Annotated in this window: 26 protein-coding genes and 2 pseudogenes; 18 read left to right on the plus strand and 10 right to left on the minus strand. The window is 71.8% G+C overall.

The genetic code is table 11. From position 1 onward, the window contains the following. From curA to MFF54_RS14855, 5 genes are all read left to right on the plus strand, one after another. The coding region (curA, locus tag MFF54_RS14830) for an NADPH-dependent curcumin/dihydrocurcumin reductase (RefSeq protein WP_238303636.1) at positions 1–999 on the plus strand (999 nt) is incomplete at its 5' end. A 213-nt stretch (positions 1,000–1,212) separates the two neighbouring features. After that, positions 1,213–1,752: a single-stranded DNA-binding protein gene (ssb, locus tag MFF54_RS14835; RefSeq protein WP_238303637.1), complete on the plus strand. Its 540-nt coding sequence runs from the start codon at positions 1,213–1,215 to the stop codon at positions 1,750–1,752. Positions 1,753–2,156: 404 nt separating this feature from the next. Further along, positions 2,157–2,360, plus strand: a complete 204-nt coding sequence (locus tag MFF54_RS14845; protein ID WP_238303639.1) for a ComEA family DNA-binding protein — start codon at positions 2,157–2,159, stop codon at positions 2,358–2,360. Between the two features lie 122 nt (positions 2,361–2,482). Further along, positions 2,483–3,115 (plus strand): PRC-barrel domain-containing protein, encoded by a 633-nt coding sequence (locus MFF54_RS14850; RefSeq protein WP_370880267.1) that lies wholly within the window; start codon positions 2,483–2,485, stop codon positions 3,113–3,115. A 49-nt stretch (positions 3,116–3,164) separates the two neighbouring features. Then, entirely contained in the window at positions 3,165–3,401 is a 237-nt protein-coding gene (locus MFF54_RS14855) for a hypothetical protein (protein ID WP_238303641.1), read from the plus strand. 4 nt (positions 3,402–3,405) lie between these two features. Here the strand turns inward: MFF54_RS14855 and MFF54_RS14860 are convergent, their stop codons facing one another. Genes MFF54_RS14860 through MFF54_RS14890 form a run of 7 tightly spaced genes read right to left on the minus strand, consistent with a single transcriptional unit; the run spans position 3,406 to position 10,509 of the window. After that, positions 3,406–4,251 carry an ABC transporter substrate-binding protein gene (locus MFF54_RS14860; protein ID WP_238303642.1) on the minus strand — a complete coding sequence of 282 codons (846 nt, stop codon included), beginning with the start codon at positions 4,249–4,251 and terminating at the stop codon, positions 3,406–3,408. After that, positions 4,224–4,934, minus strand: coding sequence for an ATP-binding cassette domain-containing protein (locus MFF54_RS14865; RefSeq protein WP_238303643.1), 711 nt, complete (start codon positions 4,932–4,934; stop codon positions 4,224–4,226). Before MFF54_RS14865 ends, MFF54_RS14860 begins: the two co-directional genes overlap by 28 nt. Next, positions 4,931–5,623 (minus strand): ABC transporter permease, encoded by a 693-nt coding sequence (locus MFF54_RS14870; protein WP_238303644.1) that lies wholly within the window; start codon positions 5,621–5,623, stop codon positions 4,931–4,933. The genes MFF54_RS14865 and MFF54_RS14870 overlap by 4 nt, the downstream gene beginning before the upstream one ends. A gap of 19 nt (positions 5,624–5,642) precedes the next feature. Next, the gene (locus MFF54_RS14875) at positions 5,643–6,893 is read right to left on the minus strand and encodes a molybdopterin molybdotransferase MoeA (protein WP_238303645.1); all 1,251 of its coding nucleotides are present in this window, start codon (positions 6,891–6,893) and stop codon (positions 5,643–5,645) included. Positions 6,894–6,896: 3 nt separating this feature from the next. After that, on the minus strand, positions 6,897–7,433 hold the full coding sequence (gene mobB / locus MFF54_RS14880) for a molybdopterin-guanine dinucleotide biosynthesis protein B (RefSeq protein WP_238303646.1): 537 nt from the start codon (positions 7,431–7,433) through the stop codon (positions 6,897–6,899). Further along, entirely contained in the window at positions 7,430–9,418 is a 1,989-nt protein-coding gene (locus tag MFF54_RS14885) for a molybdopterin biosynthesis protein (RefSeq protein WP_238303647.1), read from the minus strand. The genes mobB and MFF54_RS14885 overlap by 4 nt, the downstream gene beginning before the upstream one ends. Further along, positions 9,415–10,509: a molybdopterin-binding protein gene (locus MFF54_RS14890; RefSeq protein WP_238303684.1), complete on the minus strand. Its 1,095-nt coding sequence runs from the start codon at positions 10,507–10,509 to the stop codon at positions 9,415–9,417. The genes MFF54_RS14885 and MFF54_RS14890 overlap by 4 nt, the downstream gene beginning before the upstream one ends. Before the next feature lie 208 nt (positions 10,510–10,717). On the opposite strand from MFF54_RS14890, the gene MFF54_RS14895 reads away from it, so the two are divergent. Continuing rightward, on the plus strand, positions 10,718–12,034 hold the full coding sequence (locus MFF54_RS14895; protein WP_238303648.1) for a c-type cytochrome: 1,317 nt from the start codon (positions 10,718–10,720) through the stop codon (positions 12,032–12,034). Here the strand turns inward: MFF54_RS14895 and MFF54_RS14900 are convergent. Next, positions 12,031–14,016, minus strand: coding sequence for a 4Fe-4S binding protein (locus tag MFF54_RS14900; RefSeq protein ID WP_238303649.1), 1,986 nt, complete (start codon positions 14,014–14,016; stop codon positions 12,031–12,033). The genes MFF54_RS14895 and MFF54_RS14900 overlap by 4 nt on opposite strands. A gap of 247 nt (positions 14,017–14,263) precedes the next feature. Here MFF54_RS14900 and MFF54_RS14905 point away from each other — a divergent pair, with 247 nt between their 5' ends. The 12 genes from MFF54_RS14905 to MFF54_RS14960 all read left to right on the plus strand — a co-directional run bounded on the left by MFF54_RS14905 (position 14,264) and on the right by MFF54_RS14960 (position 24,582). Further along, the gene (locus MFF54_RS14905; protein WP_238303685.1) at positions 14,264–14,983 is read left to right on the plus strand and encodes a biotin/lipoate--protein ligase family protein; all 720 of its coding nucleotides are present in this window, start codon (positions 14,264–14,266) and stop codon (positions 14,981–14,983) included. Next, entirely contained in the window at positions 14,980–15,540 is a 561-nt protein-coding gene (locus MFF54_RS14910; protein WP_238303650.1) for a DUF6505 family protein, read from the plus strand. Before MFF54_RS14905 ends, MFF54_RS14910 begins: the two co-directional genes overlap by 4 nt. Further along, the gene (locus MFF54_RS14915; protein ID WP_238303651.1) at positions 15,537–16,544 is read left to right on the plus strand and encodes a DUF6352 family protein; all 1,008 of its coding nucleotides are present in this window, start codon (positions 15,537–15,539) and stop codon (positions 16,542–16,544) included. Before MFF54_RS14910 ends, MFF54_RS14915 begins: the two co-directional genes overlap by 4 nt. A gap of 125 nt (positions 16,545–16,669) precedes the next feature. After that, positions 16,670–17,173 carry a DUF3305 domain-containing protein gene (locus MFF54_RS14920; RefSeq protein ID WP_238303652.1) on the plus strand — a complete coding sequence of 168 codons (504 nt, stop codon included), beginning with the start codon at positions 16,670–16,672 and terminating at the stop codon, positions 17,171–17,173. Next, entirely contained in the window at positions 17,170–17,949 is a 780-nt protein-coding gene (locus MFF54_RS14925) for a DUF3306 domain-containing protein (protein ID WP_238303653.1), read from the plus strand. Before MFF54_RS14920 ends, MFF54_RS14925 begins: the two co-directional genes overlap by 4 nt. 86 nt (positions 17,950–18,035) lie before the next feature. Next, positions 18,036–18,671 carry a TorD/DmsD family molecular chaperone gene (locus MFF54_RS14930; protein WP_238303654.1) on the plus strand — a complete coding sequence of 212 codons (636 nt, stop codon included), beginning with the start codon at positions 18,036–18,038 and terminating at the stop codon, positions 18,669–18,671. A gap of 91 nt (positions 18,672–18,762) precedes the next feature. Next, positions 18,763–19,005: a formate dehydrogenase gene (locus MFF54_RS14935; protein WP_109953636.1), complete on the plus strand. Its 243-nt coding sequence runs from the start codon at positions 18,763–18,765 to the stop codon at positions 19,003–19,005. Between the two features lie 7 nt (positions 19,006–19,012). Beyond that, entirely contained in the window at positions 19,013–21,955 is a 2,943-nt protein-coding gene (locus MFF54_RS14940; RefSeq protein ID WP_238303655.1) for a formate dehydrogenase subunit alpha, read from the plus strand. 16 nt (positions 21,956–21,971) lie between these two features. After that, on the plus strand, positions 21,972–22,568 hold the full coding sequence (gene fdh3B / locus MFF54_RS14945) for a formate dehydrogenase FDH3 subunit beta (protein ID WP_109953634.1): 597 nt from the start codon (positions 21,972–21,974) through the stop codon (positions 22,566–22,568). Between the two features lie 62 nt (positions 22,569–22,630). Beyond that, positions 22,631–23,668 carry a formate dehydrogenase subunit gamma gene (locus tag MFF54_RS14950; protein ID WP_238303656.1) on the plus strand — a complete coding sequence of 346 codons (1,038 nt, stop codon included), beginning with the start codon at positions 22,631–22,633 and terminating at the stop codon, positions 23,666–23,668. A gap of 52 nt (positions 23,669–23,720) precedes the next feature. Next, the gene (locus tag MFF54_RS14955; protein ID WP_238303657.1) at positions 23,721–23,960 is read left to right on the plus strand and encodes a hypothetical protein; all 240 of its coding nucleotides are present in this window, start codon (positions 23,721–23,723) and stop codon (positions 23,958–23,960) included. A 67-nt stretch (positions 23,961–24,027) separates the two neighbouring features. Beyond that, positions 24,028–24,582: a hypothetical protein gene (locus MFF54_RS14960; protein ID WP_238303658.1), complete on the plus strand. Its 555-nt coding sequence runs from the start codon at positions 24,028–24,030 to the stop codon at positions 24,580–24,582. Here the strand turns inward: MFF54_RS14960 and MFF54_RS14965 are convergent. Together MFF54_RS14965 and MFF54_RS14970 are read right to left on the minus strand one after the other, a co-directional pair. Beyond that, positions 24,579–25,209 (minus strand): annotated as a pseudogene (locus MFF54_RS14965) (beta-barrel domain-containing protein); the annotation flags it as partial. The gene MFF54_RS14960 and the pseudogene MFF54_RS14965 sit on opposite strands and share 4 nt — an antisense overlap. 200 nt (positions 25,210–25,409) lie before the next feature. Further along, a pseudogene (locus MFF54_RS14970) lies at positions 25,410–26,447 on the minus strand (type I secretion system permease/ATPase); the annotation flags it as partial. Between the last annotated feature and the right edge of the window lie 44 nt (positions 26,448–26,491).

Here is a 26,491-nt window from a genome sequence, read left to right on the forward strand (position 1 = left end):
CGTCGCATCGTGCTCGCCGCGCGCCCGCACGGCGAGCCCACCCCCGCGCATTTCCGCCTGGAGGAGGCGCGGGTGCCGACCCCGCGCGCAGGCGAGATCCTGTTGCGGACCCGCTGGCTCTCGCTCGATCCCTACATGCGCGGCCGCATGAGCGCGGCGAAATCCTATGCCCAGCCCGTCGTCATCGGGGAGCCGATGGTCGGCGGCACGGTGAGCGAGGTGGTGCAGTCGAACAACCCGGACTTCGCCGTGGGCGAGTTGGTCTCGGCCTATGCGGGCTGGCAGGATTACGCGATCTCGGACGGGCGCGGCCTGCACCGGCTGCCACCCGGCCTGCCACCGACGACGGCGCTCGGCATCCTCGGGATGCCGGGCATGACCGCCTATACGGGGCTGCTCACCATCGGCCGGCCGAAGGCGGGCGAGACGGTGGTGGTCGCGGCGGCGGCGGGCCCGGTCGGCTCCCTCGTCGGCCAGATCGCCCGGCTGAAGGGTGCCCGGGCGGTCGGCATCGCGGGCGGCCCGGACAAGTGCCGCTACCTGACCGAAACGCTCGGCTTCGACGCCGCGCTCGACCACCGCGCCGAGGACTTCGCCGACGCGCTCGCCGCCGCCTGCCCGAAGGGTATCGACGTCTATTTCGAGAATGTCGGCGGCGCGGTCTTCGAGGCGGTGCTGCCGCTCCTCAACGATTTCGCCCGGGTGCCGGTCTGTGGGCTGGTCTCAGGCTACAACGCGACCGAGTTGCCCCCGGGGCCGGACCGGCTCCCGACGCTGATGCGCACCGTCCTGACCAAGCGTCTGCACCTGCAGGGCTTCATCGTCTGGGACTTCGCCGACCAGCAGGAGGCGTTCGTCCGCGACGTCGGCGGCTGGCTCGCCGAGGGCAAGGTCCGCCATCGCGAGGACATCGTCGAGGGACTGGAAGCGGCCCCCGAGGCCTTCATCGGCATGCTGCGGGGCAAGAACTTCGGCAAGCTCGTCGTCCACGTGGCTTAAGCGAGCCTATCGCCTTTCCCCAGGACGGCACGGCCGAGCGGCTTGCTGCCGACATCGAACAAAGATAGAACATCAGGGAGACCCGTGCCGGCATGTGTTTACCGGGAACAAGCTGCGGACGCGCGTTGCCGCGTCCCCTCTCGGCAGTCATCTAGGACCGGCCCGGGCTCGTGAGACGAACGCCCAGTGAGATCGGAACGGTAGGAGAGAGCGATGGCGGGCAGCGTGAACAAGGTGATCCTGGTGGGCAATCTCGGGCGCGACCCCGAGACCCGCCGTCTCGGATCGGGCGACCCGGTGGTGAACCTGCGGCTCGCCACCTCAGAGACCTGGAAGGACAAGGCCTCCGGCGAGCGCAAGGAGCGCACCGAGTGGCATTCGGTGGTGATCTACAACGAGAACCTCGCGCGCGTGGCCGAGCAGTACCTGCGCAAGGGCTCGAAGGTCTATATCGAGGGCTCGCTCCAGACCCGGAAGTGGACCGACAATTCCGGCGTGGAGAAGTACACGACCGAGGTGGTACTCCAGCGCTTCCGCGGTGAGATGACGATCCTCGACGGGCGCGGCGGTGGCGGCGGCGACTTCGCCTCCGACGACGAGGGCAGCAGCGGCGGCCAAGTGAGTCGCGGCGGCGATTACGGCGGCGGCCGCGCCCAGGGCGGCGAGCGCCGGCCGGCACCGGCGAGCGGCGGCGCTGGCGCAGGTGGCGGCGGGCGCGGCAACTACGACCTCGACGACGATATCCCATTCTAGGCCGATCCCGCGGCCAACAGGTAGGCGCCGGCCTGGATCGCGAGATCCGGGCCGATCGCGTTTCCATTTTTCGCGACCGTGCGCCTAGCCGCCGCCAATCCCGGTCGTGACCTTGCCGGTGCCCCTGCAATCCGGGCAGGCCTCGGCGTCGATCCGGCCGGTACCCCCGCAGTGCCGGCAGAGGTTCTCCCCTGTCCCCGGTACGCCAGCCGGCGCCTCGTCGCCCGGTTTCGAAGATTCCGGGGCAGATCCTGGAGTGGTCATCGCGATCTCCTGATCTCCGGAAGAAGCCCGGATGCGCGACCCGTGTTCCCCGCAACGGGACAGGCACCCACCGCGCGCGGAACCGCGCCACGCCGCCACCCGTTCCCGCCGCGGCAGGCCGGAGAGGAACGGGGAACCGCATGATCAATCTGAATGCAGCGACGGCCGAGGAACTGGACGACGTTCCGGCACTTGCGGGCCACGGCTTCGAGATCGTGCGTTACCGGGAAGAGCGTGGCCGCTTCACCAGTCTGCGACAGCTCGACGAGGTGCCTGGTCTCGCCGGCAAAGCCGACGGCGCGCACGGAGCGCTCACCATCGAGGGCGCGGACGAGAGCGCCTGACCGGCGCTCAGACGGGGACGAGGCCCGACGGCACCTCTGAACCGGCTGTGAACCCTATCGGCTTTCGCATCGTTCTCGTCCCGTCTGGATGTATCGAACAGGGGTAGGGAATGCGTCGTGACATGGCCGGGATCGGCGCTCTGGGGATCCTCCTCGTCCTGGGCGTGTCGCTCCCCGCATCCGCAGCGGAGACCGGGCAGCCCGCGCGGGCGGACGCTTCGGCAACGCGCTTCCTCGAAGGCCCGGCTCCCGGGACGATCCGCGCATCCGACATCATCGGCTTGCCGGTGATCGGTATGGATCACGTCCGCGTCGGCAAGATCGAGGATGTCCTGGTCGACGGGAGTGGGCGCGTGCACGCGGCCGTCATCGGCGTCGGCGGGTTTCTGGGCCTGGGCGAGAAATCCGTGGCCGTTCCGTTCGACCAACTCGCCTGGAACTTCCGCGACGTCTCGCTGACGAGCGGCCCGACCTCCGTCGTGACCCCGGAAACGGCGCCCGACGCGCGTGCGGCCGCTAAGGCCGGTCCGGCAACGATGCCGGGCTCGGACACGAACCGGGACGTGCTGGCCGCGGTCCAGAATCAGCACAGCGGCCGCGTCACGGAGGCGACCGGCTCGGTCGAGCCGCGGAAGCAGAGCGATGAGCCCGCGACGGTCCTCGCCGGTGACAAGCCCTGGCACGCCGAGATCCGACTGACCAAAGCGCAATTGCAGGCGGCTCCGGCCTTCCGCTTCGACGCTCCCCGTCCCTGATACGTCGCCCAGCGGATGCTCGGCGACCAACCATCATCGAGGAAACCCCATGCGGTACGCCGCCGTCGCCGGTCTGCTCTGGGCCACGAGCCTGGGGGCCGCTCTGGCTCAGCAGACCAATCCGGCCCCGCCGATCCCTGAGACGGGCCCGGCCGGGTCGAGTTCCGGCGCGGCCACCGCTGCCGCAACGGACTTCAACTGGGTCTGGCTGAGCCTCGTCGTGGCCGTGATCGTCATGGCTATCTGGTACGTTGCGCGGCGGCGTCAGTCCGGGCCGCCGCGCTGACGGATCAGCGCGTCCCGGGCGCGTGAGCGTTCGGGAAGAACAGCTGCTCGCCGCCGATCTTGTAGCTGGCGATCGCGTTCTGACCCTCGGGCGAGACCAGCCAGTCAACGAAGGCCTGCCCCTCCTTGACCTTCACGCTCGCGTGGCGCTCCGGGTTCACCAGCATCACGCCGTAGGGATTGAACAGGCGCGGATCGCCCTGAACCAGGATCGTCAGGTCGCCCCGGTTCTTGAAGGCGAGCCATGTCCCGCGGTCGGCGAGGATGTAGGCGCCGAGGGCGGAGGCGGTGTTGAGCGCCGGTCCCATGCCCTGACCGACATCGCGGTACCAGTCGCCACGCGCGGATGCCAGATCGACGCCGGCCTCCTTCCAGCTGCGGAGTTCCGCGCTGTGCGTGCCCGAGCGGTCTCCCCGCGAGACGAAGGGCGCCTTCGCGGCGGCGAGCTTCGCGAAGGCCTCGCGTACGCCGACGCCCCGAATCCTGGCAGGATCCGAGACCGGGCCGACCAGCACGAAGTCGTTGTACATCACGTCGCGCCGCGCCTTGGCGAAGCCCTGGGCGACGAACGCGTCCTCGGCGGGACGATCGTGGACCAGCACCACGTCGGCATCGCCCCGGCGCGCAGCGTCGAGCGCCTGGCCCGTGCCCAGCGCCACGACCTTCACGTCGATGCCCGTCTTCTCGTGGAAGATCGGCAGGAGATACTTGAAGAGGCCCGATTGCTCCGTCGAGGTGGTCGACGCGACGACGATCGCGGACGGCTCGGCCGAGGCCGGTGCGGTGGCGGCGCTAAGCCCTAGGACGAGGGTGAGGCCGACAGTCAGGAGGCTTCGGCGAAGACGGTCCAAGGCAGTTCTCCGGCAAGGTAGGCACGCGCTTCGGGCGTGCGGGGGGAGGACAGGATCCGGCGGGGCGGCCCCTGCTCGACGACGCGCCCGGCCGCCAGAACCAGGACCGTTCCGGCGAGGCGCGCCACCTGCCCGAGATTGTGCGAGACGAGCACCACGGTGGTGCCCGCCCGCGCCATCGCGCCGAGCAACTCCTCCACGATCTCGGTCGCGGCAGGGTCGAGGCTCGCGGTCGGCTCGTCGAGGAGGAGGAGATCGGGCCGCATCGCCCAGGCCCGCGCTAGGGCTAGCCGCTGCTGTTCGCCGCCCGAGAAGCGCGTCGCGGCATCGCGCGACCGGTGCGCCAGCCCGACGCGGGCAAGCGCCTCCGCGACGCGCGCCGCACGCTCGCGGCGGGGCAGGGCCTTCAGCGCCAGCGCGACGTTCGCGGCCGCGCTCGCGCGGATCAGGGCCGGGCGCTGGAAGACGAAGGCGCGGCGGCGGCTCGCCACCCGCACCACACCGGAATCGGGGCGCAGAAGGCCATCGATCACCCGGAGGGTCACGCTCTTGCCGGCGCCGTTCGGCCCGATCAGGGCCGTCACGCCGCCGGCCGCGATCTCCAGGCGAAGGCGATCGAGGATCCGCCTTCCGTCGAGGGACAGACCGATGTCGTCGAGGCGAATCAGGGGAGCGGCGCTCATCCGTAGGCCCGCGCGGCGTGGCCGCGCAGGAGCGCGGCGGCGGCGTTCACCACCACGACGAGACTCATCAGCACGAGGCCGAGGGCGAGGGCGAGGCTGAGATCGCCCTTCTGAGTCTCCAGGGAAATCGCGGTCGTCATCGTGCGCGTATGCCCGTCGATGTTGCCGCCCACGACCAGAACGGCGCCGATCTCGGAGATGGCCCGGCCGAAGGCCGCCAGAGCCGCCGTCACCAGGGAGAAGCGGACGTCGTAGATCAGGATACCGGCCTGCCGCGGCGCCGAGAGGCCGAGCGAGCGCAGCTGCTCGCCGAGATGGACCTGCGCGTCGGCCACCACCTGGCGGGTCAGCGCGGCGACGAGCGGTGTGGCGAGCGTCGCCTGCGCGGCGATCATCGCGGAGGGGGTGAACAGGAGGCCGAGCGAGCCGAGCGGACCGGAGCGGGACAGGACGAGGTAGAGGACGAGGCCGACGATGACCGGCGGCAACCCCATGAAGGCGTTGAGCAGGCCGGTGAGCGCGCCGCGCCCGGGAAAGCGCGCGACGGCGAACAAGGCCCCGAGCGGGATGCCGAGGAGGAGCCCGATCGATACCGCGGTAAGGCTGACGCGCAGCGACAGCCACGCGATCGCCAGCACGTCGCGGTCGAGGGTCCACAGGCGGGACAGAGTCTCGTGCAGGATCGGCATGGGAGACCCGTCGGCCCGCTCACCAGAGTAGCGCGTGCGGATAATAGGCGAGGCTCTCACCGGGCGCGATCGCCGTCGCCTCGTCGGGCAGCTCCACGAGGCCGTCGCTTCCGGTCAGCGAGGTCAGCACGCCGGCCCCGTCGCGGGGGTACTTGCGGGCCTCAAGGCCGCCATCGGCGGCGCGGTCGAGGCAGACGCGCACGAACTCGCGCCGGCCCGCCTTCTTGCGGTAGGCGAAGGCGGCGCGGACCGGACAGGGCACGGGAACCTCGGGGCTCGCGCCGCCGAGCCGGGCGAGAAGCGGGCGTACCACGAAGAGCAGCGTCACGTAGACGGCGACCGGGTTGCCCGGCAGCCCCACGAAGGGCGTGCCGTGAACGAGGCCGACCGCCACCGGCCGTCCCGGCTTGATCGCGAGGCGCCAGAGCATCAGCTCCCCGAGCGATTCGACGGCGCCCTTCACGTGGTCCTCCTCGCCGACCGAGACACCGCCCGAGGTCAGGATGACGTCGTGGTGGCGTGCGGCCTCGGCGAGGCGGGCGGCGAGGCTCTCGGGCTCGTCGCGCAGGATGCCGAGATCCGACACCGCGACGCCGAGGCGGGCCAGCAGGGCCGCGAGCAGGACCCGGTTCGAATCGTGGATGGCCCCGGGCCGCAGCTCCGCACCCGGTTCGGCGAGCTCGTCGCCGGTCGAGAACAGGGCGACGCGCAGGCGTCGGCGTACCGCGAGATCGGCGTGGCCGGTGGCGGCGGCGAGCGCGAGATCGCTGGGGCGTAGGCGCCGGCCGGCCGGGATGGCGAGCGCACCGCGGGCCAGATCCTCGCCCGCTGGTCGGGCGTTCGCTCCGGGCTTCAGCCCCGGCGGCAGGACGACCCGGCCCTCCTTGATGCGTACGTCCTCCTGCATGAAGACCGTGTCGGCGCCCGGCGGCATTGGCGCCCCGGTGAAGATGCGCACGGCCCCCGCGATCGCGGCTGCACCTGCCGCCGCGCCCGCGGCTAGCCGGCCGCTCACCGGCAGCACGGTCTCGCCCGCGTTCGCCAGATCGGCGTGGCGCACGGCGTAGCCGTCCACCGCGGAGTTAGCGAAGGGCGGCAGGTCGTGGCGGGCGCGGACATCCTCGGCCGCGATCCGCCCGTCCGCCGCGTGCAGCGGCACGGTCTCGATTCCGGCCAGCACCGGCATGCGCTCCGCGATGAGCGCCGCGGCCTCCTCGACCCGCATCGGCCTGTTCCCGAAGGCGAAGCAGTCGTCGGTGACCTGTGCCATGGCTCAAGGGTGCTCCAGCCGGGTCAGGACCACGTCGAGAGGCTCGGCGCGGGCGAGGACGAGATCGGCGATACCCGCGACGTCGTCGAGATGCACCACCGGCCGGCCGGCATCCGGAAAGGGCCGATCGCTCGCGATGCCGACGATGCGGGGATCTCCACCGTGCAGGGGCTCCCGGCCGTTCGCCGCCCGGTACACCTCGAGCTTCGGGTGCGCCTCGCGCTTGAAGCCTTCGACGATGGCGAGCCCCTCGGGCGCCAGGCGGCGCAGCAGGTCGGCGAGCACGGCTTCCTCGCCCTCCGCCACCTCGCGGATCTGGGCCCAGCGGCGGGAGGACGAGACGATGACCTCGCTGGCGCCCGCCTGCCGGTGGATGTGGGAATCCTTGCCTGGATGATCGAGATCGAAGGCGTGGTGGGCATGCTTCAGAGTCGCGACCCGCACGCCGCGCCCGACCAGCAGCGGGATGAGCTTGGCGAGCAAAGTGGTCTTGCCGGCGCCGCTCCAGCCGGCGAGCCCGATGACTCGCAAGCCGCTCATGTCGGGCTCCTCGGCGCGTGCTCGGCCGGGACGAAGCCGAGATCGCGCAGTGTGGCGTCAGCCTCCGGCGTGTGGAGAAGATCGAGGAAGGCGGCGAGCGCCGGGCTCCGCTGCGCGGATTCACGGCAGGCGAGGTCGTAATGCTCCTCGGTCAGGGCCAGGAAGCCGAGGCCGTAGGCCTCCGCGACGCTCGCGATCGCGACGCCCCAATCGGCCCGGCCCTGGGCCACGGCGGCCGCGACGGCGTTGTGTGAGCGCGGCTGGTTCCAGAACCCGGCCGGCCGGGTCCCGTTCAGGAGACCGTCGACGAGAAGACGGGTCCCCGATCCTGCGTTGCGGTTGACCATCACGGCCTTCGGATCGGCGAGCGCGGCGGCCACCGCCTCCGCGGCCTCTCGGCCCTCGAAGCGCGGATCCCCGGCGCGGAAGACCACACCCTGCAGGCGGCGCCAGCCGGGGATCAGCGCCATGCCGGGGTCAAGGAAGGGGGCGTTGTAGCGGCCGCTCGCGGGGTCGAAGAGGTGCATAGCGGCAAGATCGCACTCGTGCCGGCGCAGAGCCGCGAGGCCGCCTGCCGAGCCGACCCACATGGTCCGCGCACGGTAGCCGCGCTCGGCCAGGAGCCCGACCACGCGATCGAGTCCGACGCAGTGGCTGCCGACGATGGTGAGGTCCGGCGGGCGCACGCCGGCGCCCAAGCGCAACACCGGAACGGTCTCGCCCGCCTCCATCCCGGCGCGGGCGGCCGGCACCGCGAAGAAGCCGTCCGCCTGCGAGAAGGCGGTGACCGAGCCCGACCCCTTCGGCAGGGGGAGGGCTGCCAACCCTTGCGGTCCGCGCACGAGCGAGGCCATCACGAACTCGGTGCGGCCGAGTTCCGAGGACAGGCGCTGCGGCAGGATCGCCTCGACGGTTTCCTCCTCGCGCGGCGGCAGTCCGGCGAGCGCCCGCACGAGCGGCACCACGAAATCGTGGAAGGTGAACATCGCCGATGTCGGAAAGCCCGGCAGGACGACGATCGGCTTGCCCTGCGCGGCGGCGAGGCAGAGGGGCTTGCCGGGCTTGAGGGCGACGCCGTGCACGAGGATGCCGGGGGCGCCCAGCCGCGACAGGATGCGGTGCGAGACGTCTCCCGCGCCCTTGGAGGTGCCGCCCGAGAGCACGACCAGATCGTGATCGCGCAGGGCGCCTCGCAGCACTTCCTCCAGCGCCGCCTCGTCGTCGCGCACGATGCCGAGCCGCGCGGGCTCGCCGCCGTTCTCCGCCACGGACGCCGCCACGATCGCCCCGTTCGAATCGTAGATCGCGCCGGGCCGCAGGCGCTCGCCCGGTGCCACCAGTTCATCGCCTGTCGAGAGGACCGCGACCTTCGGGCGCCGCACCACCGCCACGGTGGAGAGGCCGCAGGCGGCCAGCATGCCGACCTCACGGGCCGTGATCACCGTGCCCCGGCGCAGCACCGTCTCGCCCGCCGCCATGTCGGCGCCGGCATAGCCGACGAACTGGCCGGGCCGCACCGCGGCGGCGACGTCGATGGCGAGCGCCGCGCCGTCGAACTCGGTCTGCTCGACCATCACCACGGCGTCGGACCCGCGCGGAATCATACCGCCGGTGGCGATCGGCGTGGCCGTGCCGGGATCAACCGGCAGGGACGGCGCAACCCCGCAGGCGAGAATCTCCCGATTGAGGGCGAGGCGGCGCGGGCTTGCGGGGCCTGCCCCCTCGACGTCGACGGCCCGCAGCGCGAAACCGTCGACGAGGGCGCGGTCGAAGGGCGGCACGTCGATCGGAGAGGCGACGTCGCTGGCGAGCACCCGTCCCGGCGCCTCGGCCAGCGGCACGGACTCGGCCGGCAGAGCCGCGTGCGGCACGGCGGCCCGGAAGGCGTCGAGCGCCGCCTCCCGACTCATCACGGTGAGGAACTGCTCCTGGCGCGATGCGGCGGCGAGCCGCTCGGCGAAGGCGGCCGGATCGTCGGACTTCATAGCGGTCGGACCTCGACCTGATCGCCGGCGGGATGGCCCTCGCGTTCGGGCGCCACCAGCACGAACCCGTCCGCCTGGAGGAGCCGGCGCAGGGGCAGCTCGAAACCGCCGAGCGGCTCGACGCCCTCTGGATGACGGCGGACGAAGACGATCTCGGCCAGACCGATGACGGAGGCGATCTTGCGCAGGAGCGTGGCCGGCATGCCCGGCGCCTCGCGCGTCCCTCCAAGGCGCGCGAGGAGCGGGGTTCCGAGCGCCAGGAACGCCGCGAACGCCGCCTCGGGTCGCCCCGGCAGGACCAGCACAGGCCGGCCCGCTGCCTCGCCGAGGGCGGCGGTCTCGCCGGGCCGCAGGGCGATGCCCTGGACGTGGAGCCATCCCGCGCGGGCAAGTCCCGCGGCGCTCCGGTCGGTGCGGCCGTACCCGCTCCCGCCGAGGACGAGTACCGCGTCGGCCTCGCCCGCGCGGATGGCGCAGGCGATTGCCTCCTCGTCGTCCGGGACGGCAACGCGCTCTGCCTCGCCGCCCCTGTCCTCGATCAGGGCGGTCAGGAGCGGCGACAGGCCGTCCGGCGTCGCGGAGCCCGTCACGACGAGGCGCAGGCGGGGCACGCGGACCGCGACGGAGTCTAAGCCGGCCATCGCCAGGGCCAAGATTTGGAGGGGCCCGATCCGCTCACCCGCCACGAGCAGGCGCTCGCCCGCCGCCAAATCGTCGCCAGGCCCACGGGTGCCTTCCCGGGGGGCGACATCCACCACGGCGCCGTACTCCTCCAGACCTTCCGGCGGCAGGATTGCATCGGCGCCGGGCGGCAGCGCATCGCCCGCCTCGATCCAGGCAGATCCGTGTGACAGCGGCACCGGCGCGTAGGGCGAGGCACCGCCGATCGCGACCGCATCCACCGTATAACCGTCACGCGCAGCCACGAGGCAGGCGGGCAGCGGGCGCAGGGCACCGACTGCACCGGCGGAGATTCTGCCGCGCGCGGCCCCGAGCGGGAGAAGCCGCTCCGCGACAGGCTTGGCGGCGGCGCCGAGCAGGCCGAGCGCGTCCCCGAGCGGCATCAGCGCCGCGGAGGCGGGCCGGCTCATCCGCGCCCGCACCCGAGGCGGGATGCGGTCGGCGGCGGGCTCGGCGGCAAGGGTGTTCCGGCGCGCGTCATCGCTGGAGCGATGCGTCATCCTCGGGCGCGGATCAAGGTCTTGCGTAGCGCGCGTCGGAGAACCGCAGGTCGCGTGATGGCGACATCTCGACCGCGGCTCGGCTATGGTCCGCCCGCTGGACCGAGGATCAGCCCCCATGACGTGTCTCCACCGGCTTCCCGGCCAGCTGCTGGCCGGGTTGCTTGCCGCCCTGCCCATCGTTCTGCTCCTAGCTCTGCCCATCCCGGCCTCGGCCCAGATGCGGGGGCACGGGGGACCGGTCCGCGCCCTCGCCCTGAGCCCGGACGGGCGACTGGCCATCTCCGGCAGTTTCGACCAGTCGGCGATCCTGTGGGGCCTCGACACCGGCGCGGCGCTGGGCGTGCTGCGCTTCCACGAGGGCGCCGTGAACGCCGTCGCGGCGCTGCCCGACGGGCGCTTCGCCAGCGCCTCGGAGGACGGGCGCATCGCCCTCTGGCGGCTCGGGCGCGCGGAGCCGGAACAGGTGCTCGACGGGCATTCCGGGCCGGTGGCGGGCCTCTCGGTGTCGGCGGACGGTACCGCGCTCGCGTCCGCCTCCTGGGACGGGACGGCGCGGGTCTGGCCGCTCGGCGGGGGAGACCCCCGTGTGCTGGAGGGGCATCGGGGCAACGTCAACGCGATCGCCTTCTTGGCCGACGGGCGGCCGGTGACGGCGGGCGCCGACGCGACCGTGCGGGTCTGGCCGCGCGACGGGACCTCCCTCACCATCGCCACGCTGCCCACGGCGCTCAGCGCGCTCGCGGTGACGGCGGACGGGGAGATCGCGGCGGCCGGCGCGGACGCGACCCTGCGCTTCCTGCGGACGGACGGGACGGTCCGTGCCACCGTCGAACTCGGGCCGCAGCCCGTGATCGCACTGGCGCCGTCGCCCGACGGAACGCGCGTCGCGGCGGCGACCGCCGGCGGGACCGTGGCGGTGGTCGAGCGCGAGACGGCCCGCGTGCTGCTGCGGCTCGTCGGGCCGGGCCTGCCGGTCTGGTCGGTCGCTTGGCGGCCGGACGGGCGCGAGCTCGTCACGGGCGGCGGCGACCGGCTCGTGCGGCGCTGGGACGCGCGGAGCGGCGAGCCGATCGGGGCGCTCGCCATGCCGCGCCCGGGCGATCCGCTGGCGGCCTATCACGGCGACCGGGGTGCGGAGGTGTTCGGGGCCTGCGTCGCCTGCCACACCCTGACGCCGGGCGAGGGCACCCGCGCGGGCCCGACGCTCTCCGGCCTGTTCGGCCGCCGCATCGCCAGCTTGCCGGACTACCGCTACTCCGAGCCGCTGAAGCGCCTGGACATCGTCTGGACGCCCGAGACCGTGGCGCGCCTCTTCGAGGTCGGCCCGGCCCGCTACACGCCGGGCACGAAGATGCCCGAGCAGACCATCGGCAGCGCCGCCGACCGGGAGGCGCTGGTCCGCTTCCTGGAGAAGGCGACGCGCCTGCCCTAGCTGTCGGCGCGCTCGCGGAAGTAGTCCTCGCTCGTGCGCGGCTTGGCGCGCTCGGGCGCCGCGTGCGGGTCGAAGCCCTGGTTGAGCGCCGCCTCGACGCGGCAATCGTCGCACATCGTCAGCGAGCGGACGCGCTCCGCCCCGGCCGGGCCGGTGAACATCCAGTGCTTCTCGGCCAGGCGCTCGATCACCCGCTCGATCGTCGCGCGCGTGCCGAAGGGCTTGGCGCAGACCGTGCAGCAGAAGGGCTCCTCCTCCTTCACGACGCGCCGGGGTGCCGACCAGGCCTCGAAATCCACCTGCGGGATCAGCGAGATCACGTCCTCCGGGCAGGTCGCGGCGCAGAGGCCGCACTGCACGCACAGGCTCTCCTCGAAACCGAGGAGCGGCTTGTCGGCGCTGTCGGTGAGTGCGTGGGTCGGGCAGGCACTCACGCAGGAGAGGCAGAGCGTGCAGTCCTGCGTGCGGAAATCGAGGCCGCCGAAGGGCGCGCCCGCCGCGAGCGGGACCCGGGCGACGGGAGCGGGGGCCGCGACATGCATCTCCCGGAAGGCCTGCCGCAGCACCGCGCGCTTGGCCCCCTCGGGCACGAGGCCGGCCGGGTTCGCGGTCGGGGTCCCGAGCGGCGCCGCACGGAGCGCCTCGCCCAGCGCGTCCGGATCGTCGGTCTCGAGCGTCGCGACGAGCGCCGCGCCGGTCTCCGGGCCGTAGCCCAGGGCCCGCGCCAGGGTGTCGGCGAGGTCGAGGGTGCGGTGGAGGGGCGCCAGATCATGCTTGGGGCGGGCCCGGGTCAGCACGCGGACGCCCGCCGCCCCGTAGGCGAACAGGGCCGCGATCGCCTCCGGACCGATCTGAGTGACCTCGTTGACCTGCATCGGCAGAACGTGGGCCGGCAGCCCGTCGCCGTAGCGGCCGAGCGCATCGATCAGCGGCTCGCCGTGATCGCCGTCGTGGAAGAGGACGAGCGCGCGTGCCCCGCCCGCGTCCCGATAGGCCTTCATCAGGCTGCGCAGGCGCCGCATCAGCGCGTCGGCCGGGGGCAGGGCGTAGGCGGCGGCGCCCGTGGGGCAGACCGCCGCACAGCTGCCGCAGCCCGCGCAGACATGCGGATCGATGGCCACCGTATCGCCCGCCGAGGTGATCGCGCCGGTCGGGCAGACCTCCAGGCAGCGCGTGCAGCCGGTGATGCGCGAGCGCGAATGGGCGCAGAGCGCGGCGTGGAAGTCGACGAAGCGCGGCTTGTCGAACTCGCCGACGAGGTGCGAGGCCTGCATCACCAGCCGCTCGACCGCGGCGGGGTCGCGCGGGTCGGCGCGCAGATAGCCGGCACGGACGTCGTGGGCCGGGAAGAGCGGCGTGCCCCCCGAGAGGTCGAGCACGAGGTCGCAGGTCGAGACGGCGCCGTTTCGCGCCTGTCCGAAGACGAGGTGCGTGCGCGAGGAGGGCGCGGGCACGGCGTAGTCGTCGATGCGCAGCTCGAACGCGCCGAGATGCCCCTTCGCGCCCCGGATCGTCCCCTGCAACACCGGGAAGGTGTTGCGAAGGAGCGGCGCGACCTCGCCCGGCCGGCTCAGCAGCACGGTGACGTCGAGATGCTCGGCGAGCCGCTGCCCGGCCTCGACCGCGACCGCGTCGCGCCCGTAGATCAGCGCAACGCCGCGGCTCTCCAGCGGCACGGTCCCAGCGGCCGGCACCGGCTCGGACGCGGCGGCGAGGAGCGCCGCCATCTTCGGTCCCGCGGCGGCGGCCTCCGACGACCAGCCGGCGCTCTCCCGGATCTTGGCGTAGGCGACGCGGTCCTCGGCCGCCATCTCCTCCGCCACCTCGTCGAAGAGCGGCGCCTGGAGCGTGCAGGAGACCGTTACCGGCCCGCCCGCTTCCAGGGCTTCGCGGAAGCGGTCGAGGTCGCGGCCGCAGAGCTGGTCGGCAGTGGCGACGCGACCGCCGCAGCCCCGGCCGATGGCGGCTGCGTCGAGGGGCATCGTCCGCTCGCAGGAGCAGGCGAGGATGAGACGGTCGGACACGGATGAACCTGGGACGAGACGTGACACACGGGCCCCTTCGCGCGAAAGGGGATGCCCCTTATACGCGAAGCATTCTAAACGACGAGCCGACATGCGGGCGCAGGCCCCCTCTCGTCCTCGCCGGTCCGGCCGGACCCACGCCATGCAGCAGACGATGCCACCGACGACGCCAGGAAGCGCATCCTCCACCGCGCCGCCCGATCCCATGCCGCGCGCCGGCCTGATCCTGCCCCCGGGCTTCAGCGGCCTGACCGTCGCGGGCGATGCCCACGCGGCGGCGTGCCGGCTTGCGGGCGCGGGCGAGGCGGAGGCCGCGACCCTGGTGCTCGGAAGCCGTGCGGACCTCCTCGACCTCGCGGTGGTGCTGGCCCCGGACGAGCCCCTGCGCACGGCGCGGCGCGCCTTCTTCGCCGGCATGGCAGCCCTCGCCGACGCCGTCGGGATCTTCGGACCGCCGGAGATTCCGGTGCGGATCGTCTGGCCCGGCACCCTGACGTTCAACGGCGCACGCCTCGGCGGCGGACGCCTGGGCTGGCCCGAGGGCTGCGCCGAGGAAGCGGTGCCGGACTGGCTCGTCTTCTCCGCCACGTTGATCGTCTCGAAGGCCGCCGCGGGCGATCCAGGACTGACGCCCGAATCGACCGCCCTGGACGAGGAGGGCTTCCCGCCCGACCTGCAGGGTCCCGTCGCGGAGAGCTTCGCGCGCCACCTCACCAAAGCGTTCGAGGTCTGGCGCGAGGACGGTTTCGACCGTCTCGCGGCTCGCTACCTCGGCCGCCTGGAGGACGAGCGCCGGAGCCTCGCGCTCGACGGCGACGGGGCCCGGCTGGTGCGCGCTGACGGCAGCGCGGAGCGCGTCCCCCTGATCGCGGCCCTCCTGGCACCGGCTTGGCGCGATGCGGGGACCGGAGGGGTCCGCCTGTGAGCCTGAAGCTTCCGAGGACACTGCGGCTCGATCCCTCCGACACCTTCGTGTTCGAGAACGCCGCCGAGCCGGGTGAATGGGCGGTGACGGGCTCGTTCCTGTTCTTCGACACCGACCTCGCGGCGCTCGGTCCGAAAGCGCGCGTGGCCTTCCGCTCCGGCTTCGTCGGGATCACGTCGCTGGGCTTCTCGACGCTGATCGTGGTGAGCGAGGCGAGCGAGGCGGAGCGCGACGCGGCGGTGGAGGCGTTGGCCGCTCATATCCTGACACGCTTCGGCGCGCCGGATGGGGAGACGGCCCGCGCCGCGGCGCGCGAGGAGATCGACGTGGCGGCCTCGCTGTGCAACCTGCCGGTCGGCAGCGTGGTGGCGATGCACCGTGCCGCGGAGGGCGGCGAGATCCGCGAGGAGTTCCGCACCCTGCACCAGCGCCCCGGCTCGGACCGGCTGCACGGGCGCGCCTTCCACTTCGTCGAGACCGATGCCGAAGAGCCCGAGGAGCGGGCCGATCTCGTCGGCCTCCTGCGCGGCAAACCGGCGGAGCGCCGAGGATCATGACCGAGTTCTGGGTCTCGAGCGGCCATCATCTCACGCAGCGGACCGCGGGGGGCGGCCTCGCGGTCACGGACGAGCTGATCCTCGCTTACCTGGCGCGGCCCGAGCTCGTGCCGCCGGACGAGGCCTGCGCGGCCGAGCGCACGCTCTACGCAGGCCTGAAGGCCGAGCCGCGCCGCCCGGTCGCGGCGCACGAGATCGCGGCGATCGCCGATGCGGACGCGCGCGAGAACTGGGAGGTGATCCTCGCCTTCCGGGATCGTCTGCTCAAGGCCCGCTCGGTCGAGGCCGCCTACCTGTCGCTGGCGCGCGGCAACCTGCAGGGCGTGCCCTCGCTGTTCCTGAACCAACTCGTGCACCTGATCCTGCGCAACGCCCTCGACGGCTGCGACGACCCCTTCGTGCTGCGGGCGGGCGAGCTGTTCTTCCGGCCTCAGCGGGTCAGCTTCCACGAGGGGCGTGTGCTGCTGGCCGACGCCGAGGTGATCGCCGCCCGGGAAGGATCCGCGCCGCTCTCGCCGCTCGTGGCGATGCTGGGCAAGGAGGCCGCCAACGAACTCGACGTCCTCGGCGAGGCCAATGCCTGGACCTACTGGAGCCGGTCGGACGCCTTCACGATGGCGCTCGACCTCGCCGGGTCGCAGGGCCGCGCGGGGCTCGCGCGGGTGATCGAGATCTTCGTGCGCCACCTGCTGAACGCCGAGGTGCGGGTCACGCCGCTCGACCGGTTGGAGGATCCCGACTGGCGCTGGTTCGTCGGGCTCGACGCCGAGGGCACCCGCATCGGCAACGCGCTCTGGCGCGGCGAGGCGCTCGATGCCGCGGCGCGGGCGCGGATGCTCGCCGCCTTCAGCCTCGTCTTCGAGGACCCTGCACAGGTCGAGCCCTCGGTGGGCACGCGACCAGTCTATCTTCTCCTCGCCTCGCCCCAGGACAAGACGCTGCAGCTGAAGCCGCACAACCTCGTGGTCGGCTTGCCTCTGGCCGGCGGCCGCGAGGCCGGCTGACGACCGGATCAGGCACCGCCGGCCCGCCCCCTTGGAGCGACGTGGAGGTGTCCGGGCCAGCGGGGGCAAGCGATCGCGTCCCGGTGATCCTACATCACCCACTCATAGCGGTTGAGGTCTGCGCAATGCCCGAGGATCGGTTCGAGGTCGGCATCATCGTGGCGCGGCGGCGCCTGAAGGGTCCGTGGGCCGACCATGCCTGGCTACCGGTCGAGGCCCTGCCGGCGGCGCCGGCCGCGGCTCCGGGCACGAAGCTCTCCGAAACCGAGGACGAGGCGACCTTCTACGCGGGCTCCTACGAGGTCACGCTGCACCCGGCCGAGACCGCGCATTACCGCGACAATCTCGTCTCCGGTCGGCCCTCCTTATGGGTGGCGCTGCGCGACACGGGCGAGGACGCCTACGCTGTCGCCAGCGTGACCGCCGATCCCTACGAGGGCGAGTCGATGGCCGAGGGCATCGGTGAGATCGTCGAGGCGGTCCCGATGCCGCCCGAGGTGCAGGCGAAGCTGCTCGCCTTCTTCGAGGCCTTCCACATCGAGCGCAAGTTCGAGAAGCGCAAGCGCGACCGCGCCGACCCCGAAGCGCTCGCCCACCGCGCGCCGACCCAGCGCGGGAGATCCGAATGAGCGACGGCTTCCTCTCCCGCTGGACCCGCCGCAAGCGCGCGGTTCGGGCAGCCGAGCGCGCCACCGATCGCGGCCTCGAACCGTCCGCGAACGCAGCGGTGGGCGAGGACACGGCCGCTGCCGCGGGCGCTGCCGAGCGCGACGACTCGGAGGGGATCGTGAACGCGGCGTCGGCTCCGCCCGAGGCCGCCGCTAAGCGTGTCGCGGGCGATCCGGCGGAGCCCGCCGATCCGGTGCCGGAGCTTCCCGACCTGAACGCGCTCACGCGGGAGAGCGATCTCACCCCGTTCCTCCGGGCAGGCGTCCCTGCGGCACTGCGCAACGCCGCGCTGCGGCGGATGTGGTCGATCGATCCGGCCATCCGCGACTTCGTCAGCGAGGCGCGGGAATACGCCTACGACTGGAACAGTCCCGGCGGCGTGCCGGGGCTCGGTCCCCTCCTGCCGAGCGACGACGTGCAGGCGATGCTGCGCAAGATCGTGGGCGGACTGCCGGCGGAGGCCGCAGAGCCCGCGGCCGACGAGAGCCCGTCACCGCCGGAGGCCGTGGACCCGGATGCGGCCATCGTTCCCGATGCGGAGCCGCCGACGGAGGAGCCCGGGCGCCCCACGCTGGTGGTGCAGGCGTCGGTGCAGGCGTCGCCCCTTCCGGACGCTCCTCCGTCCCCCGCATCAGCGGAGATTGAGCCCATTACCCCGGCCCCGCAGCGCGCCTCGGATTCCGCCGCGGCACCCGGACCGCGGCTGCGACGACACGGCGGTGCGAAGCCGGCTTGAGAAGGCCAAATTTCAGTTGCGGGCGATACAAATGCTTTTTAAGACCACTCTAAAGTACCGCTCCTGAGGCGGGGTCGGGGAGGCCGATGAGTTCGGTGGCGTCTGCGTTGGAAGGTCCGTTGGCTGGAGCGTCCGGTGGTGGCGCGCCCGTCGATGAGATCGACGTGGTGCGTGCCGAGCACTACGACCTGCTCGCGCTGCTGCTGGGCCGCGCGCCGGCGCAGGCCCTGCTCGACGGGCTCGCGGCGCTCGGTCCGGGGGAGGGGGCACTCGGCGCCGCGACCGCGGAGCTGCGTCGCGCGGCGGCGGCCACGGATGCCGGAGCTGTCGAGCGCGAGTTCTTCGAACTCTTCATCGGGGTCGGGCGGGGCGAGCTTCTGCCTTACGCCTCCTACTACCTCACCGGTTTTCTCAACGAGCGTCCCCTCGCGCGGGTGCGCGAGGATCTCGCCGCGCTCGGGCTGACCCGGGTCGAGGGGATGAGCGAGCCGGAGGACCACCTCGCATTCCTGCTGGAGATCATGGCGGGGCTCGCGGCCGGACGGTTCGGGGCGGAGAATGGTGCCGCGAGGCGCTTCTTCGACCGGCACGTCGCGCCCTGGGCACCCCGCCTCTTCGCAGACCTCGAACGGGCGAAGTCTGCCCGCTTCTACCGCGCGGTCGGCGGGCTCGGCCGCGTCTTCCTTGAGGTGGAGGCGGAAGCCTTCCGGATGGATGCGTGACGGCGGCTCGGGGCGCTCGCCCCGGGCTTGATACGAATGGGATCGCGGCGCGTTGTCCTCGCGGGCACGCGCCACTCTAGGAGATGGATCGATGCGACAGGATCCGAAGACACTCGGTCGTCGCCAGTTCTTCCGGGCGCTGGGCGGCAGCACCGTGGCGGCGGCGGCCGCGGTCGCCTCCCCGATGAGCGCGACGGAGGCGCAGGCCTACGATCCCGGCAATGCCGAGACCAAGGCCCGCTACCGGGAGAGCGACCACGTGAAGGCGTTCTACCGGACCAACGGCTACGAGACGCTCCTGAAGAACCCCGATCCCGCTCCGGGCACGAAGTGAGTCTGCCATGCTGACGAAGCGTAAGAGCGGCGAGGCGAGCCGCAGCAAGCACCAGGCGGTCGCCGCGGGCCTGGCCTCGGGCGTGCTCGACCGGCGCGCCTTCCTGCGCCGGTCCGGCCTGACGGCCGGGGCGCTGGCCGCCGCCGGCACGATTCAGCTCGGCGCCGTGCGCCGGGCGGAGGCCGCCGGCTCGTCCGCGGTCGGCCCCGACACGGTGATCAAGAAGAACGTCTGCACCCACTGCTCGGTGGGCTGCACGGTCACGGCCGAAGTCGTGAACGGCGTCTGGGTCGGCCAGGAGCCGTCCTGGGCGAGCCCGATCAACCGCGGCACGCACTGCGCCAAGGGCGCGGCGATCCGCGAGCTGGTCTCGTCGGACCGCCGCCTCAAGTACCCGATGAAGCTCGAGGGCGGTCAGTGGAAGCGGGTCTCCTGGGAGCAGGCGATCGACGAGATCGGCGATAAGCTCCAGGCGATCCGTGAGAAGAACGGCGCCGATTCCGTCTACTGGCTGGGTTCGGCGAAGTTCACCAACGAAGCCGCCTACCTGATGCGCAAGTTCGGTGCTCTCTGGGGCACGAACTCGGTCGACCATCAGGCCCGCATCTGCCACTCGACGACGGTCGCGGGCGTGGCCAACACCTGGGGCTACGGCGCCCAGACGAACTCCTACAACGACATCCGCAACGCCAAGACGATGATCATCCTCGGCGGCAACCCCGCCGAGGCGCACCCGATCTCCATGCAGCACGTGCTGTCCGGCAAGGAGATCAACCGCGCCAATATGATCGTCATCGATCCGCGCTTCACCCGCACGGCGGCGCACGCCACCGAGTACGTGCGCATCCGCTCCGGCACCGACATCCCGGTGGTCTGGGGCATCCTCTGGCACATCTTCCAGAACGGCTGGGAGGACAAGGACTTCATCGCCAAGCGCGTCTACGCGATGGACGACGTCCGCAAGGAGGTCGCCAAGTGGACGCCCGACGAGGTCGAGCGCGTCTCGGGCGTGCCGGGCGAGCAGCTGCGGCGCGTGGCGGAGAAGTTCGCTAAGGAGAAGCCCGCCACGCTGATCTGGTGCATGGGCGCGACCCAGCACACGGTCGGCACGGCGAACGTGCGCGCGCTCTGCATCCTGTGCCTGGCCACCGGCAACGTCGGCAAGCCCGGCACCGGCGCCAACATCTTCCGCGGCCACACCAACGTGCAGGGCGCGACCGATCTCGGCCTCGATGTGACGACGCTGCCACTCTACTACGGCCTCGTCGAGGGCGGCTGGCGGCACTGGGCCCGCGTCTGGGACGTGCCCTACGAGTGGCTGCAGTCGCGCTTCGACGAGGTTCCGGCGACGGGCGGCCGCAAGGGCCGGACGCGCAAGGAGAACATGGAGGCGCCCGGCATCACGTCCACGCGCTGGTTCGACGCCGTCAACCTGCCGCCAGAGCAGATCGACCAGCGCAGCCCGCTCAAGGCCTTCATGATCTTCGGCCACGGCGGCAACACGGTCACCCGCCTGCCCGAGGCGATCGAGGGCATGAACAAGCTCGAGCTGATGGTGGTGGCCGACCCCCATCCCACCACCTTCGCAGCGCTCGATGCCCGGCAGGACAACACCTACCTGCTGCCGATCTGCACCTCGCTGGAGATGGACGGCTCGCGCACGGCCTCGAACCGCTCGATCCAGTGGGGCGAGCAGATCGTTCAGCCGGCCTTCGAGTCGAAGAACGACTACGAGGTGCTCTACCGCCTCGCGGAAAAGCTCGGCTTCGCCGACAAGCTCTGCAAGAACATCAAGGTCGTCGACGGCGTCCCGGATGCCGAGGACATCCTGCGGGAGATCAACCGCGGCGGCTGGTCGACCGGCTATTGCGGGCAGTCGCCGGAGCGCCTGAAGGCGCACATGCGCAACCAGCACAAGTTCGACCTCGTGACGCTGCGCGCGCCCAAGGACGATCCGGAGGTCGGCGGCGACTATTACGGCCTGCCCTGGCCGTGCTGGGGCAAGCCGGAGCTGCGCCACCCCGGTTCGGCGATCCTCTACAACACCGAGATGCACGTGAAGGAGGGCGGCGGAACCTTCCGCGCCCGCTTCGGCACCGAGCGCAACGGCGCGACCCTGCTCGCCGAGGATTCCTTCTCGAAGGGCTCCGATCTCACGGACGGCTACCCGGAGTTCACCTTCGGGGTGTTCAAGAAGCTCGGCTGGGACAAGGACCTGACCGCGGACGAGCTCGCCACGATCCTGAAGATCGGCGGCGAGAAGCCCGACACGGTCAGCTGGGCGACCGACCTCTCCGGCGGTATCCAGCGCGTCTGCCTGGAGCACGGCGTCACGCCCTTCGGCAACGGCAAGGCCCGGGCGAATGCCTGGAATCTGCCCGACCCGGTGCCGGTCCACCGCGAGCCGATCTACTCGCCGCGGCCCGACCTCGTCGCCAAGTACCCGACCCGGCCGGACGAGCGGCAGCTGCGCGTGCCGAATATCGGTTTCTCGGTGCAGAAGGCGGCGGTCGATCGGAACGTCGTCAAGGACTTCCCGATCATCCTCACCTCGGGTCGCCTCGTCGAGTACGAGGGCGGCGGCGAGGAGACCCGCTCGAATCCGTGGCTGGCCGAACTGCAGCAGGACATGTTCGTCGAGATCAACACCGGCGACGCGTCCGAGCGCGGCATCAAGGACGGCCAGTGGGTCTGGGTCACGGGCCCCGAGAACGTCGCCAAGACCAAGGTGAAGGCGCTGGTCACCGACCGCGTCGGCAAGGGCGTGGCCTTCATGCCCTTCCACTTCTCCGGTTGGTACCAGGGTAAGGATATGCGCGACTATTACCCGAAGGGCACCGACCCGGTCGTGCTCGGCGAGAGCGTCAACACCGTCACCACCTACGGCTTCGATCCTGTCACGGGCATGCAGGAGACGAAGTGCACCCTGTGCCAGATTCAGGCGGCCTGAGAGGAGCGACCCGACCATGGCCCGCATGAAATTCCTCTGCGACGCGGATCGCTGCATCGAGTGCAACGCCTGCGTCACGGCCTGCAAGAACGAGCACGAGGTGCCCTGGGGCATCAACCGGCGCCGCGTCGTCACGCTGAACGACGGCAAGCCCGGCGAGCGCTCTGTCTCGATGGCCTGCATGCACTGCACCGACGCGCCCTGCGCGGCGGTGTGCCCGGTGAACTGCTTCTACACCACGGCCGACGCGGTGGTGCTGCACTCGAAGGACATCTGCATCGGGTGCGGCTACTGCTTCTACGCCTGCCCGTTCGGTGCGCCCCAGTATCCGCGCGTCGGCAATTTCGGCTCGCGCGGCAAGATGGACAAGTGCACCTACTGCTCCGGCGGCCCTGAGCCCGATTTCTCGACCGCCGAGTACGAGAAGTACGGCTCGAACCGCCTGGCCGAGGGCAAGCTGCCGCTCTGCGCCGAGATGTGCTCGACCAAGGCGCTGCTCGCGGGCGACGGCGAAATGATCGCCGAGATCTACAAGCAGCGGGTGATCAAGCGCGGCTACGGCTCCGGCGCCTGGGGCTGGAAGACGGCCTACCGCGAGACCATCGCGATCTGACGCGGAACCCGGCGCCGCGGCGTGAGCCGCGGCGCCCATCCCTCGACCTGAAAGGAACGCCGATGCGGCGGGCATTGACGCTTCTCAGCACCCTCCTGCTGGCGACGACGCTGTGGGCGGCGCCGGGTGTCGCCGGGTTGGCGCACGCGCAGAACCCCATCCAGGCCGACGGCCAGAACCCGATGGGTGCGCGGCCGACTGCGGATTCGGTCAACGAGGAGTTCCTGTTCAAGCAGGCCCCGAAGATCTCGGGCCGGATCAGCATTCCGGACGGCAAGGCCGCCAACCTGATCCAGCCGCAGGGCCGCGAGTACCAGATGTTCCGCGAGGGCTGGCTGCCCTGGATCGGGGCGCTGGCCATCCTCGGCATGCTCGGCGCGCTGGCCGTCTTCTTCCTCTGGCGCGGCCGGATCATCACCGAGCACAGCCAGGAATCGGGTCGCAAGATCCTGCGCTTCAACGCCTTCGAGCGCTTCACGCACTGGATGACGGCGGTGTGCTTCATCATCCTGTCGCTGTCGGGTCTGAACTACATCTTCGGCAAGCGCCTGCTGATGCCGCTGATCGGGCCCGACGCCTTCGGCGCCCTCGCCCAGTGGGCCAAGTACAGCCACGTCTACCTCGCCTGGCCGTTCATGTTCGGCGTGGTGATGATGTTCGTCGTCTGGATCCGCGACAACATCCCGAACCGCATCGACTGGGAGTGGATCAAGGCCGGCGGTGGCATCATCGGCCACAAGCACCCGCATGCCGGCCGCTTCAACGCGGGCCAGAAGGGCGTGTTCTGGATGGTCGCGAGCTTCGGCGCGGCGATGGGCGTCACCGGCCTGATGATGCTCTTCCCCTTCGCGCTCGTCGACATCAACGGGATGCAGATCATGCAGGTGATCCACTCCCTGATCGGGATCGTGTTCATCGCCGGCATCCTCGCCCACATCTACATCGGCACGCTCGGTATGAAGGGCGCCTACGACGCGATGGGCAGCGGCAAGGTCGATCTCGCCTGGGCGCGCGCGCACCACGACCTCTGGGTGGAGAAGGAGCAGGCGCGCACCGCGAGCGGTCCGCAGCTCGGCGGCCGCCCAGCACCGGCCGAGTGAGCGCGGCGGCACCGCAGCACGTGGTCTCAAGCCCCGATCGGGAACTGCATCGATGAAAGCCTTTATCGCCGCCGTGGTCGCCGCCCTCCTGCTCGGGGTGGGAGCCATGCTGGCCCTGACGAGCAACCAGAAGTTCGCCTACCAGGCCTTCGCGACCTCGGGCGCCCGGGTGTCCGAACCCGGAACGAACCTTGTCGGGCCGCGCTGGAACGGCGACCCAACCCCCGGCGAGTTCGAGGGCGAGCCCCACGGCAAGGCCGAGGGCGCGGCGTCCCACCCGAAGCGCTCCTGAGATCTGCCAGCGGCCTGCCGGCGGTACCCCGGTGCCGGAAACGATGTGTTTTGAGGGAGCCTGTCCGATGAAGCGGCCCGTGAGCGACCTGATGATGGCGGCGAGCCTCGCGAGCATCCTCCTGGCGGCCGGCGCCGCCCGTGCGCAGGAGGCCGCGGGCGCGCCTGCGGCGACTGGCCGGCCGGCCGACTTGTGCCAGGAACTGCTCGCCTTCGTGAAGCAGCCCGAACCCGCCAAGCAGGCGGCCGCCACCCCGCCGCAGCAGGCGACGGCGGTGTCAAATCCGTCGGGGCAGAGCCAGGGCACGCCCTCGTCGGTCGGCGGCGTTCAGCAGAACTCAGGTCTGAGCGGTCCGACGAAGAACGAGGCAGCAGCGCCGACCGATCGCAAGGCCGCTCTTGCCCAGGCCAACGCGGCCGCGAAGAGCCCGCCGGCCCCCGGTGCCGCGGCACCGACACCGCAACCGCAGCCGGCGACGATCGCCCGCATCGAAGCGGCCGCCGCGGCCGGCGACCAGCCGGCCTGCCGCGCGGCGGCGCGGGAGATGCGGGTGGCCGGCGTCGTAATGCCGCCGCCGCTCCTCGCCCTGTCGGCGCTCGACCCGAAGTTCTTCACCCGCTAGCGCTCCCGCCACGCCTCGGTGATCTGGTCGGCCAGCGGCTTGGTCAGGTAGCTCAGCACCGAGCGCTCGCCGATCTGCAGGAAGGCCTCCACCGGCATGCCGGGGACCAGCCGCGCCCCACCGAGTCGGTCCTTCTGCGCCTCAGCGACGCCGATGCGCACCGTGTAGTAGCTCACGCCTGTCTTGGCATCCTGGCTGACATCGGCCGAGATTCGGGTGACCTGCCCTTCGATCTCCGGTGTGGTCCGCTGGTTGAAGGCAGAGAAGCGCAGCATCGCGCGCTGGTCGAGATGCACGCTGTCGATGTCCTGCGGCTGGACCCGGACCTCGACGGCGAGCTGGTCCGCGGAGGGCACAACCAGCATCGCGGGCTCCTGAGACACGACGAGGCCGCCGACCGTGTGCACCGTGAGCTGGTGCACCGTCTCGTGCTGAGGCGCGCAGATCGACGCGCTTGAGCTGATCCTCGGCCGCCACCCGCTTCTCCACGAGTTCGGACCATTTCGCGTGGATCTCCGAGAGATCCTTGCCGACCTCAGTGTGCATGTCGCCGTCGATCTGCAGGATCTGAAGCTGGGTCTCGGTGATCTTGCCCCGCGCCGAGGCCGTCGAGGCGACGAGCTGGCCCGGCGCGATCACCGCACCGGCAATCTGCGTCAGTGAGGCCCAGCCGCCGACGCCCAGCACCAGCGCCGCCGACAGGCGGAGGGCGAGCGCGAGATGGCGCCGGATCGAGCTTCGGGCGGGTGAAGGCAGGGCCAGGTTGCGCGCACCGGCCGGATTGAGGGCGAGCGGAACGGCGCCCGCCGGGTTCAGGCTCGCGGCCATCAGGCGATCTTCTGCAGTACGGAGGCCGGCGCCACGAACGGTGCAGGCGCCGTGGCCGGGACGGGCTCCCCTGCAGTCTTGCGCGATGGTGCGGGGGCAGGGCGCAGCACGCGCCGGAACACCTCGTCTTTCGGCCCGAAGGCCTGGGCACGACCCTCGGCCATCATCAGGACGAGGTCGACCGCCGCCAGCGCGCTCGGCCGGTGGGCAACCACCACGCAGATGCCGTCGCGGCGGCGGACGCCGAGGATCGCCTGAGTCAGCGCGGCCTCGCCCCCGTTGTCGAGGTTGGCGTTGGGCTCGTCGAGCACCACGAGGAAGGGGTCCCGGTAGAGCGCGCGGGCGAGCCCGACCCGCTGGCGCTGCCCGGCGGAGAGGCCGGCGCCCCCCTCGCCGATGCGGGTGTCATAGCCCTCGGAGAGGCGCAGGATCAGCTCGTGCGCGCCCGCGGCTCTCGCCGCGGCGACCACCGCCTCGGGATCGGGCTCCGGCTCGAACCGGCCGATATTGTCCGCGATGGTGCCGGCGAACAGCTCGACCTCCTGCGGCAGGTAGCCGAGATGACGGCCGAGATCAGCGCTCGACCACTGGTCCAGGGCCGCCCCGTCGAGGCGCACCTTGCCGCGTCCGGGCAGCCACACGCCGACAAGGGCGCGGACCAGGCTCGACTTGCCGGAGGCCGAGGGGCCGATCACGCCGAGCCCCTGGCCCGCTCGCATCACGAAGGAGAGATCCTGCACCACGAGCCGGACGGTGCCGGGGGGAGCCACGCTGATGCCCTCGACCGCGAGCTCGCGAGCGGGGGCGGGCAGGGCGTGCGGCTGGCCCGGCGCTGGGATGCGGGCGACCGGCTCCGACAGGCGCGCCCAGGCCTGGCGGGCCTGCACGAAGCCCTTCCAGTTGGCGATGGCGAGCTCCGCCGGGGCCAGCGCCCACGAGACCAGGATGGAGGAGGCGATGATCACACCCGCGCTGGCCTGATCGCGGATGACGAGCCATGCCCCGAGCGCCAGCACGCCCGATTGCAGGGCGCGGCGCCGTCGCGTCGATCTGCAGCGCGACCGCCGCCGAGGCGCGACCG

Origin of the sequence: Methylobacterium gregans (assembly GCF_022179245.1) — a bacterium.
Lineage (GTDB): Bacteria > Pseudomonadota > Alphaproteobacteria > Rhizobiales > Beijerinckiaceae > Methylobacterium > Methylobacterium gregans.